14 protein-coding genes are annotated in these 19,527 nt (G+C 40.7%); 11 read left to right on the top strand and 3 right to left on the bottom strand.

Translation table 11 applies throughout. The features are described from left to right. The first annotated feature begins 215 nt into the window (after positions 1 to 215). Complete coding sequence (locus FLL46_RS14790) at positions 216 to 2,909, top strand: Ig-like domain-containing protein (RefSeq protein WP_142932047.1); 2,694 nt, start codon at positions 216 to 218, stop codon at positions 2,907 to 2,909. A 415-nt stretch (positions 2,910 to 3,324) separates the two neighbouring features. After that, positions 3,325 to 4,992, top strand: a complete 1,668-nt coding sequence (locus FLL46_RS14785; RefSeq protein WP_142932045.1) for a S8 family serine peptidase — start codon at positions 3,325 to 3,327, stop codon at positions 4,990 to 4,992. A 139-nt stretch (positions 4,993 to 5,131) separates the two neighbouring features. Here FLL46_RS14785 and FLL46_RS14780 read toward each other — a convergent pair whose 3' ends face one another. Then, positions 5,132 to 6,661 (bottom strand): FG-GAP repeat domain-containing protein, encoded by a 1,530-nt coding sequence (locus FLL46_RS14780; RefSeq protein ID WP_142932043.1) that lies wholly within the window; start codon positions 6,659 to 6,661, stop codon positions 5,132 to 5,134. Positions 6,662 to 7,235: 574 nt separating this feature from the next. Between FLL46_RS14780 and FLL46_RS14775 the strand changes: the two genes are divergently transcribed. From FLL46_RS14775 to FLL46_RS14755, 5 genes are all read left to right on the top strand, one after another. Then, a complete protein-coding gene (locus tag FLL46_RS14775) occupies positions 7,236 to 7,448 on the top strand; it encodes a hypothetical protein (RefSeq protein WP_142932041.1) in 213 nt (70 codons plus the stop codon). Positions 7,449 to 7,537: 89 nt separating this feature from the next. Next, positions 7,538 to 7,771 (top strand): DUF2789 domain-containing protein, encoded by a 234-nt coding sequence (locus FLL46_RS14770; RefSeq protein WP_246119325.1) that lies wholly within the window; start codon positions 7,538 to 7,540, stop codon positions 7,769 to 7,771. 244 nt (positions 7,772 to 8,015) lie between these two features. Then, positions 8,016 to 9,758, top strand: a complete 1,743-nt coding sequence (locus tag FLL46_RS14765; RefSeq protein ID WP_142932039.1) for an alpha/beta hydrolase family protein — start codon at positions 8,016 to 8,018, stop codon at positions 9,756 to 9,758. Positions 9,759 to 9,872: 114 nt separating this feature from the next. Further along, complete coding sequence (locus FLL46_RS14760; RefSeq protein WP_142932037.1) at positions 9,873 to 10,961, top strand: sensor histidine kinase; 1,089 nt, start codon at positions 9,873 to 9,875, stop codon at positions 10,959 to 10,961. After that, on the top strand, positions 10,958 to 11,662 hold the full coding sequence (locus FLL46_RS14755) for a LytR/AlgR family response regulator transcription factor (RefSeq protein ID WP_142932036.1): 705 nt from the start codon (positions 10,958 to 10,960) through the stop codon (positions 11,660 to 11,662). The genes FLL46_RS14760 and FLL46_RS14755 overlap by 4 nt, the downstream gene beginning before the upstream one ends. A 607-nt stretch (positions 11,663 to 12,269) precedes the next feature. Here FLL46_RS14755 and FLL46_RS14750 read toward each other — a convergent pair. Together FLL46_RS14750 and FLL46_RS14745 are read right to left on the bottom strand one after the other, a co-directional pair. After that, positions 12,270 to 12,758 (bottom strand): GNAT family N-acetyltransferase, encoded by a 489-nt coding sequence (locus FLL46_RS14750; protein WP_142932034.1) that lies wholly within the window; start codon positions 12,756 to 12,758, stop codon positions 12,270 to 12,272. Between the two features lie 12 nt (positions 12,759 to 12,770). Further along, on the bottom strand, positions 12,771 to 13,862 hold the full coding sequence (locus FLL46_RS14745; RefSeq protein WP_142932032.1) for a hypothetical protein: 1,092 nt from the start codon (positions 13,860 to 13,862) through the stop codon (positions 12,771 to 12,773). A 321-nt stretch (positions 13,863 to 14,183) separates the two neighbouring features. Here FLL46_RS14745 and FLL46_RS14740 point away from each other — a divergent pair, with 321 nt between their 5' ends. The 4 genes from FLL46_RS14740 to FLL46_RS14725 all read left to right on the top strand — a co-directional run bounded on the left by FLL46_RS14740 (position 14,184) and on the right by FLL46_RS14725 (position 19,507). Continuing rightward, entirely contained in the window at positions 14,184 to 15,269 is a 1,086-nt protein-coding gene (locus tag FLL46_RS14740) for a tetratricopeptide repeat protein (protein WP_142932031.1), read from the top strand. A gap of 2 nt (positions 15,270 to 15,271) precedes the next feature. After that, positions 15,272 to 17,524 carry a hypothetical protein gene (locus FLL46_RS14735; protein WP_142932029.1) on the top strand — a complete coding sequence of 751 codons (2,253 nt, stop codon included), beginning with the start codon at positions 15,272 to 15,274 and terminating at the stop codon, positions 17,522 to 17,524. Beyond that, the gene (locus FLL46_RS14730; protein WP_142932027.1) at positions 17,521 to 17,883 is read left to right on the top strand and encodes a hypothetical protein; all 363 of its coding nucleotides are present in this window, start codon (positions 17,521 to 17,523) and stop codon (positions 17,881 to 17,883) included. The genes FLL46_RS14735 and FLL46_RS14730 overlap by 4 nt, the downstream gene beginning before the upstream one ends. Positions 17,884 to 18,139: 256 nt before the next feature. Next, on the top strand, positions 18,140 to 19,507 hold the full coding sequence (locus FLL46_RS14725) for an aspartyl protease family protein (protein ID WP_142932025.1): 1,368 nt from the start codon (positions 18,140 to 18,142) through the stop codon (positions 19,505 to 19,507). The last annotated feature ends 20 nt before the right edge of the window (positions 19,508 to 19,527 follow it).

Raw genomic sequence — 19,527 nt, 5'->3', positions numbered from 1 at the left:
CGCTAGTTAAAAAATGCGATCGACTCGCATTTTATTGAGACTGTAAAAATATACTCTTCCTGACTTTTCTTATCGAAAATTAAAATTTCCACAATTGACCGAGAAGTAGTTCTCTTTCCAATTAAATGTACATGTCTTTATTTTTTATTTTGTTGACAGCGTTGTCACTTACTGTTAAATACTATTTATCCTAACAATATAAAGTGCACAAAATCATGAATAGGATCTTCTGTTACTGCTATCTGCTTATTGCAATTAGTCTCTCTTCGCAAGTATTTGCTTCGCCTCCAGGTGTGCCACAAATAGCCTGGCTTCCAGAAACGATCGAAAATGGCAACGGATTAACTGTTGAATGGAATATGTGGTGGGGAGTTAACGGAAGCGACTGGGAATTGTTAGATAATGGCAATAAGGTTTGCGAAGGAACATTAACGCCGAATGGCGAGAATGCTCAGAAGGGAAGTTGTTCCGTCGATCTGAATTCAGGTGTCCACAACTTACAGGTTTCTTTGTGTAATAGCGATGGCTGTAGTGAAAGTGCTGTATCGGTTATTACAGTTGGAACTGGTCCGTCGAATAAGGTACCGACAGTAAAGCTGAATCAATTACCAACGGTGAAAGTCGGCGATACAGTTTTAATTTCTGCGACCGCCTCTGATTCCGATGGCTCTATCACAAAAGTTTCTTTCGCAGAAGGTGCAAACAATCTCGGGATTGATACCTCGGCGCCTTATAGTGTCCAATACGAGGCGAGCGTTGTCGGAACGTATACGATTAATGTGGTGGCGACAGACAACCTGGGAGCAACCGCGAGTGCGTCAGGTGAGTTGGTTGTTACTGAGGCAGACGGTGGCTCTAACGGTACTAATCTTTCGTTTGAAGCACTTCCGTTACAAATTAATGTGAATGAAAGTGCCACTGCCACTTATATCTTTAATCAACCCGTCACGAAAATTATTTCTCGAAAATCCAATGTTGCCCAGTGGGAAATTGACAACAAAACCGTTCGAATAACCGGAAAAATCCCGGGGCGAACGGGGTTAAAAATTTCTACCGCAACAGGTGAAAATTATTACTTGGGGTTGCGTATCAATCATTCTGATGGCGCTTTACCCGGGTTGCCCAAATACCTCTCAATTGGGTCGGTTTCAGAAGACAGTGTGACCGACTTAGAATTTTGGCGTGATATTGATACCGACCTGACAAATAAGAATATGGACATTCGTTACATCTACATCAACGGTGGCCCAATGGAAAGAGGATGGCAAAGTTGGGGAACTCGAAGGGCCGGAAAGTTTGCTGAGGAAAGTATTCGTTTTGGTTTGGTTCCGTTTTTTGTTTATTACAACATACCCGATGGTGGAGAAAGTTTTACCACTGATCTTGAACACATCCGCAGTGTTGATTACATGAATGATTATTTTCAAGATATCGATATTTTTATGGAGCAAGTTCAAGAAGTTGCCCAGGGAGAATTATACGGTATTATTCTTGAGCCAGATTTTCTCGGCTATTTTCAACAAAATGGTGTTTTACATCTAGGTACCAATGATCCCACTAAAATAAAAACGGTAGTGGGTAAAAATAAAATTGAAGAAAATGCTGGAACTATATATTCGTTGGTTAAAAGAATTAATGCGACCATTGATAATAAACGTCGGTTGGGCCACAAAATATTTTTCGGTTGGCAACTCAACTTATGGGCTTATGCTCCCACTTCAGGTAATCAAGGCGTGTTACGTCGTACTGATGACCTCGGATGGGTACAGGGACGAAACGCAATTGTAGAGAGTGCGCGGGAAACAACACAATATGGAATTGATGCAGGAATTTTAACTCACGGCGCCGATTTTATTTCCATTGATAAGTATGGTCTTGATGCGATGATTCACCAGAACAAGGAGAATCCCGCTGACTCGACCTGGTTTTTTAATAATGATCACTGGATGAATTATTTGCACTTTGTGAATACTATGCACGAAACTTCCGCAAAACCAATAGTGCTTTGGCAATTGCCTGTGGGTCATATTAATGGAACACACGAAACCAGCGTTTATACCGGACAAAGATTCCAGGATTTAAATAATACTCCCACCAAAGGAGAAGATAGCTCTACGACATTCTTTTTCGGTGATTCATTTACGGTGGGTAATAGCGTCCGCCTCGATTACTTTGCTCAGAATCAAGCACAGGATAATCAATTGAATGTTGCTGGAAATAAAATTACCTGGGGAAGTCATATTCAAGAAGCGAAGGATGCAGGTGTTATTGTCGCTTTGTTTGGTGCGGGGGTAGGCATTTCAACTGACGGTGTAGGTTCTCCGCCGACAGATGACTATTTCTGGATTCAAAAAGTTCAGTCCTATTATCAAAATGGTGTGGTACCACTGGAAAAAGAATATGCAAAGGAAACGCCTAAGTGTGAATTAAATTGCGAACCCTGGGTTGGGTTTGTTTCTCCACTGCAGAGTGAAGTTGTTCGACAAAATGAGTTGTCATCAATGACCTTAGAAGTTAAAGCGGTAGATGACGATGGAACAATTAACACATTATCGGCTACGATTAATGGACAATCAATCAGCCTGAGCGCCACCGGTGAAAATGATTTATATTCTGCGTCATGGACACCACCGGCTTACGGAAACTACACCCTGAAAATTTCCGCGTTGGATAATGATGGTTTGTCAGGGGAGTTTATCAATGAGTTTTCTATTTTATCACCAGACACTTGTACACTAGAACCATGGAGTGCGGATGTTATTTATAGTATTCCCGGTCAACGAGTTGAATTCGAAGGAGATGCTTATGAAAATAAATGGTATGCGTCTGGTGTCAATGATAGTCCTGCTAATTCAGAAGGGCCATGGGTTAATCTAGGGACCTGTAATGGCTCAACCAGTGGTTTATAATTGCTAGTGTTTTGTAAGTTTTAGTTAGTGATAAAGAACAGCTTATTCAGTTTTTGAAGCTAGCGTGCGCTAATTTGTAATTAATACTAACTAAAATATTTTAGAATTTTTATAAAAAATTAATGTTTTGAATGCCGAGTTAACATAATTGTTGCTCGGCATTTTTTATTTTTTTTTAGTCGATCTTTTTCTTTATCTCTTCATGCAAATTTATTACAGAAAAATTTAAGTCTTTCTTGTTCAATTAAATATCCACAAAAAAATACTAAGTTCGTGATCTATGATTTTTATTGTGTGACAAATAAAGTTGTCGGCACGATTTTTTGCACGATTGGCCGTTATCCAAATTGATAAAAATAAATTATTCAAACGAACAAAAGTTTTTAAATTCATTCAACTACTCATGGAGTTATTAATGGAACATTCAATTATCAATAGAAAAAGAGCCAAGCAATTTATTTCTGGATTTGTTCTTTCCACTTGCGTTTTAACTATGCAGTCTGCGATGTCATCTTCTGAAGTTAAACAGCGCCATATTATTAAACTAGGTAACAGCGTTATCGAAAGTTTACAAAAAGAAGCAAGTCTACATCACTACACTAAGACGGAGTACAGAAAGAAAGTTGAGGCCGCTCTACAGCAAATAGCATCAAGCGCAAAGGTGGAGATCTTAAGATCGTTACCTGAACTTCATGCAATGTCATTAGCATTAACTGAACAACAAAAACGCGTTCTACAATCTCATTCGAAAGTGAGCTATGTGGAAATCGATCCGAAACGATATCTTTTGGCTGAAAGTGTTCCTTATGGAATAACCATGGTGGAAGCCGACCAATTATCGGATGCAAACACCGGGAATATGAAAGTGTGTGTTGTAGACACTGGTTATACTCTTACACATCCAGATTTACCAAATAGTGGGATTACCGGCGATGATGGACATGGAAATATCGATACCGGGGATTGGTTTGACGATGGGCACGGTCATGGAACTCATGTTGCAGGAACTATTGCGGCGATTGGTGGTAATGATGAAGGGGTTGTAGGCGTTAACCCATCAGGGCTGGTTGGTTTACATATCGTTAAAGTTTTTAATAATCAGGGAACCTGGGCGTATGGTTCTGATCTTGCGGCTGCTGTGTATCAATGCCGTGACGCCGGGGCCACTGTCGTGAATATGAGTTTGGGAGGAAGCCGCCGCTCGCAGGTGGAAGAGGATGCATTTAATGAAACTTATGAAGCTGGAATGATTCATGTTGCCGCCGCCGGAAATACTGCTGCACCGGCTGCTCACTATCCCGCATCTTACGATGCTGTAGTATCAGTTGCCGCAATTGATGATACCGGAACTAAAGCGAATTTCTCCACTTTTAATGAGCAAGTTGAATTGGCTGCACCGGGTGTTCAGGTGAATTCAACGCTACCGTCACACGGTTATGCAAAATGGAACGGCACATCAATGGCATCTCCTCATGTCGCCGGTGTTGCGGCGCTAGTGTGGAGCCATTTTCCTGACTGTACCAATGATCGAATTCGGTACGCGCTCGGCTACACCGCAGAAGATAAAGGGAGTCGGGGAAGGGATACTTCTTATGGTTTTGGGATTGTCAAAGCGAAAGCTGCCTATGACTATTTAAATGCGACCGGGTGTGTTGGGTCGGGCACTGGAGATTTGGTGGTTGACTTTAATTATTCGATAAACGAAAGAACAGTTTCTTTTAGTGACCAGTCAACTGACACGCAGGAAATAGTGAGTTACCTATGGGACTTTGGCGATAAAAAAATGTCTACCGAAAAAAATCCAACTCATCAATATCGAAAGAATGGAAATTACCGGGTAAGCTTAACGGTGGTTAATGATAAAAATGAGACTGATCTAAAACTAAAAACGATAACGGTCGATAGTAGTCTTCCACCCGAATGTGATGGCGTTGAACATTGGAGCCAACAAAAACTTTACCATGAAGGAGATCATGTTTTCTGGAATGATATTAAGTACGTGGCTATCTATTGGTCGTTTGCCGCAAACCCCTCTATTTATTCTAATGTATGGAAAAAAGAAGGTGTTTGTTCTGGCGAGTAGTTAGATGAAATTGCTACATGAAATTATGCCGAGCAATAAAGAGTGAAAGAAAATGCACAGCCCGTTTGTTATTGAATGGAAAACGGGTTGTGCGTTACTTTTTTGCAGGTTAATAGACTAACGTCTTAAAGTCGCTTTATTATTTAATAATAAAATCAAATTCTAACGTGTTGTTGTCATCATTTTGTTCGGGGTTATTCGCATCAGCCGATAGCCTGGCTTTTACCGGTAGTCCCGCTTCTCCGTCAATCAACAGTTGAAAATATTGTAGTGACCACTCATCCAGATCGGGAGCGTGGCATTTGAACTGATTCGGAGACATCAATTCACAGTTCGTATCAGCCGTTGTAATACTCACCGCTGACGAAGTTTCAAATTCGATCGTTACACTAGCATTTTCAGCTATCACCGGTGGCCAACTACCCGAGCCAGTGTTAATCACACGAAACTTTAAGACGTGGGGTTTTAGCCAGTCGAACAACCAACCTTCTAATGCTAAATCAGTTGCGGGCATGCAGGCATTACTTGAATAGACCGATTTATAGTTAAGCGACCGACTGATATCAACGAGAAGATCCGGACAGTTATCATCATCGAGGTTGCCGACCGTAATTTGGAAATCAGATGTGCTAACTATATCTTCGGCTAGTTCATGTGACTCCAATTGACTGTTAAACCCTGGGCCTTCGCTAATGTTCAGAGTTCTGCCATAGTATCGACCACCGTCGGCAATATAGATTAAATCATTATGACCATCCTGATTAACATCTTGCGCCGTTAAACCGCGAAAAACCATTCCTGCCGGTGCTGATACGAGTCGATTATCCACCGTCCATTGACCGTTTTCATTGCGATCATAAGAAGCAATCCGAGCGCTAAATCCAACAAGTAATTCATCGCTACCGTCGTTGTCAGCGTCAAATGCTGACCATGAAATAATCGAATTAAAAGGGACGTTTACCTGAGTATCAAATTCTAACTGGCCATTTCCATTCGGATTTAAATAAACGCGAAAACTATTACCTCTCTGTTCAACGACAAGGTCAGTGTGGCCATCGCCGTCAAAGTCGCCTGCTGTCATATCTGTAAGCCAGCTCTCACTATTGGTTGAAATAATGGTTGGTTGAGAAATATTTCGTGAAGCGGAGGTGACATAAAGTGCTAAGTCTTCATAGCTTGTGGAAGGAGGGACAGGATCGGTTGGGATCAAAATATCTTCTTGTCCGTCACCATTAAGGTCAGCTAGAAAAGGAGAATCCCCTCGACCGGTAGAGCCGAGTTCGATAGTTTCCGCAATTGTTCCTTGTTGGTCAAAAAACCATACTTGGACCTGGCCATCAATATTGACGACAATATCGGAAATTCCATCTTTGTCGAAATCTGAAGTTGCCCAGTGAATATAAGAGCTATATGTATTAACTTCCCGCAGCGTTCTTTGAGCGAAAGACTGCGAGTGATCAAAGTAAACAATATCAAAGGCATCACGAGTTTCTGAAAAACGATCCCTTAGGCCGATAATATCTTCTTGCCCATCACCGTTGAAATCCCCAACTAACGAACGCATGGTTCCCTGTTCCTGATTTATTGACCAAGGTTCAGAAACAATATCCGCGTGGGACTGAAAACCAGCCAATAAAAAGCTCGTTGCAACTATCGATTTTCTTATCATATTTTCTCCTTAAGAAGTGAGTGTTAACTGAATCAATATTAAAAAAATTATAAATTGGCTTTAAAAGACATCAGGGCGAAAACATGTTGTTGATAGTCAGCGATTAAAGAAGCTCTCGTTTTATTAAATTGAACTTGTTTTTGAAGTGCTGAGAGTTATCAATCCTTATTACAATATTATGAGCCATTGCCTCCATCGCTTATTTTGCCTTGTTGTTTTTATGCGATTTTTTAGTTTAAGGGATGGGTTTTAAAAGAAGAAATTGATTACCGGATATGGGAGGTTGAATTTTGTAAATATCAATGTTCTCTCGTTAAGGTAGTCTATTTTGTGACCATTTTTCTCACAAGGTGACCATTTACGTCATGGTGAGAAACCGGATTGTTATTTCACACGATAAAAAGTGCTGTTCAACAACAAGAAGTATTTGAACTGTGTCACGGGTTCTTTGTGATGAATTTCTCATTTTTGGGGCAGATCAAGGCCAAAATGAATAGCGTGGTTATTTTTCTTAATAACTGGTCCAGTTTATGCCCAATGAATAGCAAACATTATTATCGGGCGGAAAGTCAGTATGAAAGTGATATTTGTGTACGGACAAGGGGCATTTTGGAACGCTGTATTTGAGAATGGGGCTGAAATTGGCGGCTACATTGACCACGACGATGCGCTAAATGCGGTCTATGACGAAAGCCGGGTTCTCGATAACCGAGAAGTGGAGACGCAGCAAGATTGCTCGCTAGCGGAGAATTTTGAACGCAGTCAAAGGAGCCACACGCTTACTTAGCAATTAATTGAGGGTTTGATGATGACTTGTTACTCGCTTAGGACTATATTTAATTCAATGTTTTGAAATAAACTCCAATAAGGAGAAAAATGATGGAACAGCCGATCCACAACCTGATTTCTCTATTTAACCAACTGGGGCTAGATAGCTCTGATGAAGCGATTAAGGACTTTATTGGGCGCAATAAACCGATTCCTGATGATGTTGAATTGCACAACGCCGACTTCTGGAATGTTTCACAGTCGAGCTTTTTAAAGCAGGTTATTGACGATGATGCTGACTGGGCTGAGGTTGTTGATCAGCTCAATGTGATGTTGCGGTAGTAATACCGGGAAGCTATGCATTCTTATCAGGGGTAGTTCACGCAGTTAGTAACTGTAATGTCGTTAAATCCCGCGTCTGCGTCATTTTTGCCTGAATAGCACAATTATAGCCTGACTAGCATAGGGCTTAGTTTTACCTCCTGGTTTTACCTCTTAAATAGAAAACCTGCCCTTTATCCTATAATACTTATTTTTAGACCGAATTGATGTACGCTGATAACATCATCAATTCGGAGGAAACATTTTGAAAAAAGCAAAATCATTTTTTAGTATCATCATGTTGTTAATCGCTGCACTTTTGTACGGTTCAAGTTCGGTGTTAGCTAAGGGATTTGAAGGCGATTGGGAAGGAGACCTGAAGCTGCCGGGCGGCGTATTACCAATTGTCATTCACATTAAGACAGAAGGCGGTAAACAAGTCGGTACGCTAGATACACCAAGTCAGGGTGGATTTGATATTCCAATGACCCTGGTAGAATTTAATGAGAAGGAACTCACTTTTGAAATCGAAGATCTTTCTATTCATTACTCTGGAAAACTTAATTCAGAAACTGATCAAATAAAAGGTAATTTCTTTCAGAAAGGAATGCAAAAACTGAATTTTTCTCGAATCGTTAAAAAGCCGCTACCGGCTGATGGTTCGAGCAATTCAGAAGATTTATTAGGACAGTGGTACGGCCCTATCAAAATTCCGGGAAACCCGCTCGACTTTGTGGTTCATGTAAAACAGCAGCAGGGAAGTTTAGTCGCAGTAGCTGATAGTCCGAACCAGGAGTCTTATGGGATAGAAATCGATTCTATTTCCCTTGAAAAGGGTCAGGTAAAATTCGAAATTAAAAAATTGGGCGTAAAATTTGTGGGTATGCTCGCTAAAAATAAGCAATCCATTAAAGGTGATTTTGCTCAAAGTGGATTTATTTTTAAGTTAAAAATGGTTAAGGGGCAATATAAGAAAAAAGTTTCTTCAAGGCCTCAAACGCCTAAGAAACCATTTGATTATCACATCGAAGAAGTTCTCGTTACTAATAATAAAGCAGATTTAGTTTTGGCTGGTACATTGACAAAACCGAAATCGAATAAAGTGAAAGCAACCGCGGTTTTGATTTCAGGATCAGGACCGCAGGACCGTGACGAAACAATTGTGAACCACAAGCCATTTTGGGTGATTGCGGATATTTTAACTAAAGCTGATTTTGCTGTATTAAGATTGGATGATCGGGGAACAGGAAAATCGACCGGCGATTTCGACTCGGCGACTTCCGAAGATTTTGTCACTGATGCAGGCGCAGCGGTTGACTTTCTATTATCTCGTGATGACATTCCGGCTGATACCATTGGGCTGATAGGTCACAGCGAAGGCGGGATGATCGCGCCGATGCTGGCGGCTCAAAGAGATGATGTCGCTTTCGTGATTATGCTAGCCGGTCCTGGCATTCCAAATGCAGAGCTGTTAGCGGAGCAGCATTATTTACTTGGATTGGCGCAAGGCATTTCAGCGGATGTTCTGAAACAGAAGCAAGACGTTGATAAACAATTATTCGCGCTAATTGGCGCAACGGAGAAAAAGCTGGCATCTGAGCCGCAGATTGTTAACCTGATTGAAAAATCGCTTCGACTGGTTGGCGTGAACGATGAAAAAATCCTCGAGCAGCAAAAGGAGCAGTTAATTCAAACTTATGGAACAGGCTGGTTTCGGTATTTTTTGAGCTACTCGCCAGCGGAAAAACTGGCTAAGGTCAAAGCGCCGATATTGGCAATTAATGGCAGCAACGACTTGCAAGTTGCCGCTAAGTCTAACCTGGACGGCATTCGTAACGCGTTGAAGTCTGCGAATCATTCAGATTTCACAGTGGTAGAACTACCGCAACTCAATCACCTTTTTCAAACCAGCAAAACTGGCTCTCCGGTGGAATATGCAATCATAGAGGAAACTTTTTCACCCGTTGCATCAAAGTTAATCGTAGATTGGCTAGAGGAGAGATTTTAGTCGCGTTATACTAGAATAATAATATCAATCGATTTCGAATGAAAAATAGCCTGTACTTGCCTAATCAACCGTCCACTCATAACTCTATTTTCGTGTTCACTGGTTACTAATATTATGTCAATACTCAAAGCGCCAAAAACTAATCCGATATTTTGGATGTTTCATAGTTTATGTCTTGGCGGATTTGTCGCATTAAACTTTATTTCTCGACAGATAGAAGAAATCGAGCCGCTAGAACACGGTATTGTTTCTGCGATCATCTTGTTTATTGTTAATACCTCGATTTGTCTGGTGTTAAGAGAATTAATTCATCGATTCAATTGGCTAAATGCGAGAAAACCATCCGTCTGGATAAAGCTACTCGTTAACTGTACCTGGCTTGGCTTTTTGTCTTCTCTCATTATTATTAGCACACTCGGTCTTTATCTACTACTGTGGAAGTATTCTTACCGCTACATATTTTTTATGTCGGAGGTTTATAGTAATTGGATGATCATGACCATTGTGCTTTATTTATGGGCAGTAATTTATGTTTCAATTAATCATCTTAATCGGCTTAAACAGTTAGAATTGAGAGATAGCGAGATGGCGCTGGAGCTTAAGCAGGCGCAATTAAACACATTAATTGGCCAGCTGAATCCTCATTTTTTGTTTAACGGCCTCAATAATATTCGCTCATTAATGTTGGAAGATGTTGACCGTGCGCGAGATATGCTAACTTCATTGTCTGAAATTTTGCGATACTCGCTACAAAATAATCAACAAAAACTACAGCCGTTGGAAAACGAAATAGACACTGTGCGGAGTTATATCGAGCTGGCGAGTATACAGTATGAAGAGCGACTGGAATATGTTGAAGTATTGGATGAAAAAGTATTGGCCTGCAAAATTCCACCAATGCTTGTTCAGCTATTGGTTGAAAATGCGATACGTCATGGAATTGACCAAAGTTCAACCGGGGGAGAATTAAAGTTAGAAATTAGCCAGGTCGAAAACCGGGTTCAAATTATCGTATCGAATCCTGGAAAAATAAATCAGGAATCAAATGAAAAAAATAAAAAGCAAAGCACCGGGCTGGGTCTGGAAAATATCAGACAGCGGCTTCACTTGTTGTACGGCGATGAAGCGAGCTTTGGTATCAGTGAGGAAAATAATGTTGTTACTTCGGTGATTGAATTACCGATGACAGGAGGAAGTCAATGAAAGCGGTAATAGTTGAAGATTCTCGCCTGGCTCGAAAAGAGTTATTACAGTTGTTAAAGCTTCACCCTGAAATTGAAATTGTCGGTGAGGCGTCCAGCGTTGAGTCTGGCATTGATAAAATAGAGTCGCTAAAACCAGCTTTGATTTTTCTCGATATTAATTTGCCCGATGGCAATGGATTTGATTTGTTAGAAAAACTAGAAACTTGCCCTAAGGTAATCTTTACCACGGCTTATGATGAATATGCAATTCAGGCTTTTGAGTTTAATGCGCTGGACTATTTGCTTAAACCGATTAATCCCAAAAGGCTGCAGCAAGCTTTGAGTAAGTGTTTTATCGAGAGTGAAATTACTGAAGATGAAACTACCGAGATTGACCATAAAATTTTCGTTAAAGATGGTGAACGATGTTGGTTGATTGACATTGAAAAAATTCGCTATTTTGAAAGTTGTGGAAATTACGCTCGCATTTATTTTGAGCAGAACAAGCCGATGATTTATAAATCGTTGAGTAAAATAGAAAAACGATTGAAAGAAAAAGTCTTTATTCGAACAAATCGACAGTATATTGTTAATGTGAACTTTATCGAAAATATCGAGCCATCGGGCGCTAATGGTTTATTTCTGACGATGACTGATGGTAAAGAAATTGAAGTATCTCGTCGGCATACTAGTAATTTTAAGCAGTTGCTTAGTTTTTGAGTAGCGGCAGTTGTTACTCTGAGTAATCAAATAGGTTTTCAATTTATGTGTCTCTAAATTTTATCTTGTTATGTATAAAAACCGTACTCCAGAATACTCCATAGACGCTTACCGCACCTACTAGTATAGGCTGGCTGACATGATATCTAATTTGGTTCCAGTTCTCATAGAAATAGTCCCAATGTTCTCCTGCTCTTATATGTTCTATTCCTCCAAGTACTGAAATTGCTAAAACTATAGGAATGCTCAAGGTAGAAAGTAAGAGTTTGTGCTTTGAAATTACTAAAATGGGAGCGACGACTAACGCGCCCCTCAAGAATTCAAACCACGAACTGCAGCCAACCTCCAAAGTAACATAACCGAACTCTTGGCAACCCCCGAAAGGAAATCCAAAGATTGGTATAGAGCAAAATGCTAGCAGAGAAGCAATAACTGCGATAATTTCTCTAATCTTGTGCATAAACCTGATTCAAAAATCCTGATTTTGTCTTAGGCTGAGTATTTTACAGTTTTTATACTCATCTTTTTCAATGATGACTTTCGTATTTTTCTCGTTCAAAAGCAAGTTCAAGATCTCATTTCCCGTTGCAGTTAAATTGTGAAATTTCTACTTGATAAGATACTCCATATACCTAAGTTCTGAGCTCCTCGCAATATTCTCAATTCTAAACCCGGCTCTTTCATAAACGGCAATAGCGGCACTATTTGTTTTTTTAACTTCAAGAACTAAGCGATTTGTCTTCGGTATTTTTCGCACTTCTTCAATAACCTTATTGGTCAAATGTAGGCCAATGTTTTTCCCTCGGTACTCCTTTTTGACATACATCTGAATGATCGTGCCGGTACGCTCCAGAGAATATTGATTTCGATTTACAAAACCACATATCCCTACGAGTGAGGTTCCCTCAAACGCACCAACCACAAAGTTTGACTTGTCTTGTTGCTTGATTAACGATTCAAACATCAATTCCGTGTTTTTCTTTTCCTCACTAAAGATCGCCTCAAATGCATCTGGAAATAGCCTTAAGCTTTCAAGGCGTACTTCCCGATATGCAAAGGATTCACTTGGAGAGAGCCTTCTGTAAATCAAATTCAAAAAATGTTCCTTCTAACAAGTTTCTACTAGAATAACTTCTGCTTCACCAAGTTCTTTTTCTTTGGGAAGTTTACAGGCAAAGAGTGCAGTGCGCAGATTGCCAATGGTTTTATCAAGCGGCCAGAAACGCTCAGGTTTTTCGTAAAAGAGTTGACCAATTTGCCGTGTCGCTTTTCCCGAGAATCCAAATAATACAACAATAAATTGTGCATTGTCGGAATCATCGATTAGCAATACAATTCCGCCCAAATTACGTCGATTTGAAATGTGGGCCCAGGAGCCATCTTCAGTGCGATAGTAAATCCCGCTACCACCTTCACCTTGCCAACCTGTTGGTGGCTTATCTCCGCCAAAACAACTCGGCCGACCTGGGGCGCCTTTCCGGTATTGCATATAAATTGGCACACTGCGCCGCTTTGTTTCCTTGAAGGGTTTGGTTTTGAAAAGCTTTGCGAAAACAACTTCAACCATGTAATTTACTCTTTGGCTACCGATCATAAATACGGCGCTTTTGTCTTTTTTATTCGCACGACGCCGTTCTGTGGTGCACATCATATTGGTATAAAAGTCGATGGCTCTATTCTGATCCTCTTCTAAATAATTTCCTTCATATGTTAATTCTTCAGAATCGGGAGTGATATGAAAGGAGACATTTTTCCAAAGAAACTCAAGCTTATTACCGTCTCGCGCAATCCGATGGACCAGATCGGTCGCTACCTCGGCATCGGCGCCAGAAATCCAACGAGATTTTGAAGATTCTTCATTTTTAGTCGCCTGCAATCGAACCTGCTCACCAAGATAGAGGCATAGCGCAGAAGAGCGTAAGATTCTGTCGAGTGCGCCTGCGGCTCGAAACAACCCTCCCGGTAAAATCAGGCGTAGTCGTCTGACATCGTCACTGGTAGTGTTAACATGATTGGTCACGCGTTCGATTAACCAGTCGCACACATCGCCGACTTCTTCATTGGTTAAGTTTTTTTTATTGTTGATGATTTTCGACGCGGTTTGTCGCGATACATTCAGATATTTTTTTAAGTCTGCGGAGGCCCCTCGTTCGACTCCGTATTCACGCAGTAGATCATTTAATATTATCTCTATTTGCAATTTGATCACCTTTTTTACTGAATTTGTTAAAAGTAAGCGATCCGAATACAAGCTGGGTGAACCCATTCCGAAAAGTATGTAAAAGAATATATTACATATTCTTGAGCTTAATGGCTAAGTGTCAACATTATATTGACATAGTAGTTAGTGTATTAGAATTGAAAAATAACCAATATGTAAATAAATATTTAACCATATTGTTAGTAATAACTAAGTATCATTAACTATGTGCTGTTCTAGTCAATAGGAAAGTCAGTTTTTTGATGTTAATAATTCTCTCGACACATGTTGTCATTCATTACCCACTGAGAGGAAAATATCATGCGACTTTTTCAACACTTAAATTGTTTATCAATCAAAAAAGCGTCTCTCCTGGCCTTAATTCTTTTGTCGCTTTCGTACTCGGCCGTCTTCGCTACGTCGAATGAGGACAGTAATGTGCCGCTGAGGTCGACGCCATCACTAACGACAGAAGCAGCGGTTCATGGGAGGGAAAAAATAGAAGAACTTGGCCTGCTTTTAATGAAAGCGAAAGTTGATTCTTCATCAGCAAATGAGCTTGCTAACGCTATTATTCATCAGAACTGGCGCGGAATATCGACATACATTATCCAACAAAAAAAACGCCCGTTAATATTGGAAAGACTTGGCGTGATTAGTTATTTAGCACCAGGCTCTAAAATTGAAGGACGCACGCCATTTTCACGTTGCACACAGAGCTGCATTAAACAATATGACGCGCTCTCTTCCATGTTAGTGAATCAAGTGTCTGAGTCACGCGCTGAAAAAAATAGCAACAACGATCTAACCAGACAAGATATTTCTTCCGTTTCTGCCGGTGACTTTCCTGTTCTATCGGTTCTTCGTGCAGATAGTTTATTGCATTCAGGAAACAGTGAAGCTGCAGAAAAATACCTGCGAGATCTTATCGGTGAAAGCTCTGCCTCGGCAGAGGTAAAAGGAGTCGCTTATAACATGTTGGCGATTTTATCCATCCAAAAAAACAGTATTGGTGAGGCGCTCAATTTTTTTAATAAAGCTAAAGAAACTCCAGCCTACTATGAGCCGCACTTTAACCTGGCCATATTTTATTTAAATCAAGCGTTGTCTGGTCCGAGTGAAATCACTGCATTGTTTGAGCACGTTTACCTGAGTGATCCCTTTTTTGTTTTTTGGCATCCATTTGAAGTTGATAAGACGAAATTGATTGAGGGTGATACTGGGGCGTATGTTTTGATTGTGATCAGTAAACTAGCAGCTGTGTTGGCGAAGATCTTTAGAGGCGGTGGCAACACATCAGAATTGCTGAAAGGTACAAATTTTGAGGTTGTTCGCGAATGTGGTCCCGGAATAAACGGCAGACCTTGTAAGTATTTCTCGAAACACTATGCAGTCGAGGAGAAGTAGCCATGAATATTCTATCTTACTCCATACTTAAATCCTTGATTAAGATGATGATGATGCTGATTTTGATCTGCTTCAATGTCAGAGCCGAAGAATCTCTTTTCGTGGTCGACTTAAAAGCCGCGTTAGAGATTGCCAATGATCCAAAGCATACACTCAATAGTTTCGCCAGAAATGGTGCCGGACTTTCATCAGTTAGAGGTATTGTAACCACACCGGAAGGTGGCTTGTTGATCATTGGTTCACATACACCGGGCGCTATTCCGCTTGATTTAAACAGCATTAAAATTGCATTTGAATCAAGAGCCGGTAGTGGCTTTAAAGCGCCGAGCGTCTCAATTGAGCCGGGTCACGATGATTCTGTTTTTGTTGCAGGCACTCATCATTATTTTAAATATAATGGGCCGCCTTCAGCCGATAATTCTTTTGCTCGCTTAGTGACAGCGTCGCTAGATGTTCAATTGAAATTACAAAAAGCCTTGAAAGATCAGGTTCAGGAAGTCGACTTTGAGAAACAAATCAGAAAATTTTCTTTAGCGCATGATTGTAAAATCAATAGCTCAACTTTTTCTAATATGTTTCATGCCGTTGCCGCAGCGAATGTTGCTAAAAACAACGATATTTTAATACTTCGGGAGCCAGCCACTATTCGTGTCGTTTCTGGTCAATCGGGAGAGGGCGATTTTTTTCAGGACTTCTTACATCAGTGTAAAAAAATTCCATATACGACGCTTTACCAGTTAATTCACATTGATTATGACTTCCTTTTACAGTTCGACGATCGCTTAGCAATGTATGAAAGGCTAAGTCGCGAAGTCAAAGTTATTCCAGACGAATATCGCGCCAGTGTGCTGGAAGCGGCTGATATTATCTATCAACAAATTGTTCGAGAGCGTCAACATTCGGTGTTTAATTTCATTCGGCCAGGAAGAAGTTCTAGCGAAGCAATGGCGAATGCAGTCAATAGCGAAATTGACCAAATGCTACAGAGCCGCACACCAGCGGAACTAAGCTTCTTTCAACGCATGGCCGGTTTGATTGCCGTATTTAATGAGCTGGACGAAAAGGCATTGAGTTCAGAACTGATTAGTAGCCTGAATCAATTTAGCGCGAACTATTATCAACAGCCCAGCAGTGTCTGTCCCATTCGAACAAGCATTCCTGGTTTGGCTGTAAACTTAACTTTATTGGGTGGTCTGCGTGTGCAACCAATCACCTATGAACTCGCTGAATTAGGTTCGTTGCGCGATATGAAAAAAGTTGTTCTGGCACATCAATCCAGAGAAAAAAGCCTGATTTTTTCATTGGGTAGATTAAGCGGTGAATTGCCCCGGGACAATAAATCGCTAATAAATTATTTGGTGCGCAGCTTAAAAGAAAGACCTCCACTTCCTTTATTTATTGAAGAGCTAATGGATGAGCGTGGTCATGTTGATTTTTCGAGAAAGAAAATTGGCGATAAGATTGCACCCTGGAAGACATCGTTTGATGAGGAGAGTGATTTTAGCGGCCAGGATAGTTCGTTGGTAGTCTCAGTGACTTCTAATAATTACAACCCGGAGTATTTGTTATACAACGCACCGATCGATGAAATTGCCCGTCTACAATATAGTCGAACCTGGTTTAAAATTTGGAATAATCGACTAGAAGCAGGTATTGGCGCTGAAGGGTTTATGAGATTGATGGAAGTATCTGACACGTATCTTCCCGGCCTCGTTGACTATCATGAAGATGTGTTAGCGGGAATCAATCTTTACTCAAGATACCTCTTACCTTTGGCGCCTGATGGCACGAACTTTCTATTTGATGCCCAATACCGCCCTGAGCCAGTTGAATTGTATAGCTCACAACAACAAGACGATGTCGACAATGCGTTCCGGCGAGATACTCCTGCAAGAACGACCCAACCTTCTGCATCGCTGGCTGCCGGTGTTAGCTTTAATCTCCCGATTACCGATTCGATGAATTTTTCAACGAGCGCAAGACTGGCGAAACTGGAGAGTCGTTATCAGTATTTCTCAGCCGGAATTAACTGGCCGATGAATAAACTATCTTTCTCTAACCTCGGTGTATCAGCCTATTACGCCAAACAAAATGATCGTGATATTGAAGCGAAAGGAATCGAATTCATTGCGACTAACGATCGTGGAATGATAGTGAAAGCCGGTTTTTCGATTGGTGGTGACGACAAGCAGTTTTCGACTTCAATTATTTTTCCAATCTTTGAACCCGAGAGAAAGGGGAGGTGGTCAAAATGAAATTAACTTATTTTATATTTGTTGCAATTTTTATCTGTGGATGTAGCTCGATAGAACCTGCGGAGGATGATTCCGGTATTTTAATTCCATTGGCATTGAATGATACAAGAGATGTCACTATTCAGGCGATGTTAAATAACAAGTTATCGATCTTACAGGGAAGCGCTGGTGACGATCATCTGATTGGCTTAGCACCATCCGGAGAAAAACTTTATGTTTGGTTTATTAACGAGGGTGCTCAAACGCGATTAAAAATGCTGACCGTTTTTGACGCGATGGGCGATGAAAGTCAACAGGATTTGTCCTGGAAGCTGTCAAGGGAAATGCATCGTTTGCTGAGCACCGAACTCATCAACTAACTGACGTTAGACAGTTAGAACCGCTTGTAAAGTAAAGGTTTCAGCGTGGGTCATCATCCGGAGTTAAGGTTCGTTAAAAAGGTGAATGCGCAATGCATTCACCTTTGATGGGCTATAAATTAAGGTTTCTTTGGTTTGATTGCCAAATGTAGAAAAACGGAGGGCTTTTAGGTCAGTCTTGCGCCGTCATTTCACGTCTACTTCACACTCTTTAATATAACCTGAATAAAGTTGTTCGAATATTTGAGGAGTAGTCATGTTTTCTTTTCGACAAGCCGTTATTCAAAAGGTAGCGAATGTAAAGGCTGTGAACCTTAAAAGTTTAAGTCAAAATATAATGGTCATTTTAGTTATTGTTGCTACTTCTGGTTGTAGCTTCGTTAACAAAATTCGTATGCGAAATGCCAATGACGATTTGGTGGCTGAATGGAGAAATAGTGCACAAGAAGTCGAATTACGTTCAACTTATATTGGCGAAAAGCCCTATATTTATGCGTCTATCAACGGCGTGCCGGGGTTTAAGTTTCTTGTTGATACAGGGGCTTCTATTACGATACTGCAAGATACGCCTAAAATTAAAGCGCTCAAGCTTGAACCCGGATACGAGTTGCAATTAAGCGGGTGGGGAGATGAAGAGAGTTCTCCCGCATATCAAACCAGTGCAGATGAATTTGAGTTTGATGGCATTAGATTTAAAAATATCAATTTTGCCTATTTACCTATCTCAACATCAAAGTATTTTTTTCGACCTGATGAGGCGATTTACGATGGTGTTATTGGACATGACGTCTTGCGACACTTTACCTGGAAATTCGATAAAAAAGAAGACACGATAACTGTGTTCAACGGTCCTTACAACCCGAAAGAAGAACATATCTCGATGCCTTTTGATATTTGGTTTAGTAAGCTTGAGATCCAGGGAGAGATGTTATTTAAGTCGGGTCAAAAAGTGACTCATGAATTAATCATCGATACAGGCAGTCGCAACTATCTGAAAATCAATTCGTTGTATCTGGAGAATAACGAAATCGATATTTCTCAACCTACAATTAAAGCCGCGGATTTTGGATTAAATGGGCGAGCACTCCACCAGCGGTTTAGTTTACCGAGACTGACTCTGGGCAATTTAGCGCTAGAAAGCGCTGCGTCGGAAAAGCTGGAAGTTAATCATATTAAAACCAACATCATCCGCACTGATGACGAAGATGACCTGTGGGTGATAGGAAGCGCATTGCTGAATAAGTACGTTAGCGTCGTAGACTATCATTCAAACCGGTTATATTTGAAACCTTATGAAGATATTCGGTTTCATTCGCGATTTAACTTGCTAGGTTTAGAGCTAAGAAAAATTAGGTCTGGTGAATTTGTTGTACGGTATGTTTTGCCCGATATGGCGGCTGCGGCAGGGGATTTTCAGGTAGGTGATATTGTGACCAGTATCAACGGCAAAAATACTGCCGATATGAGTTCTGATGATTGGTTAGCAACTAGTGCGAGCCCAGGCCGCTATGAGGTCTGTCTTAAGAGAGAAAACAGCACTTCAGTTAAAATGGGAGAAGCAACCGAAAGTTGTCAGCTCGTCGTTTCAAAACATATTGTTGGGTATTCCGTGCCAAGTATTTGACTGCTTGCTTTAGATTAGAA

The organism is Aliikangiella coralliicola (assembly GCF_007004725.1).
GTDB lineage: Bacteria > Pseudomonadota > Gammaproteobacteria > Enterobacterales > Kangiellaceae > Aliikangiella > Aliikangiella coralliicola.
Note: the sequence above shows the minus strand (reverse complement) of the source record. Positions and strands in the feature narration are given on the sequence as shown.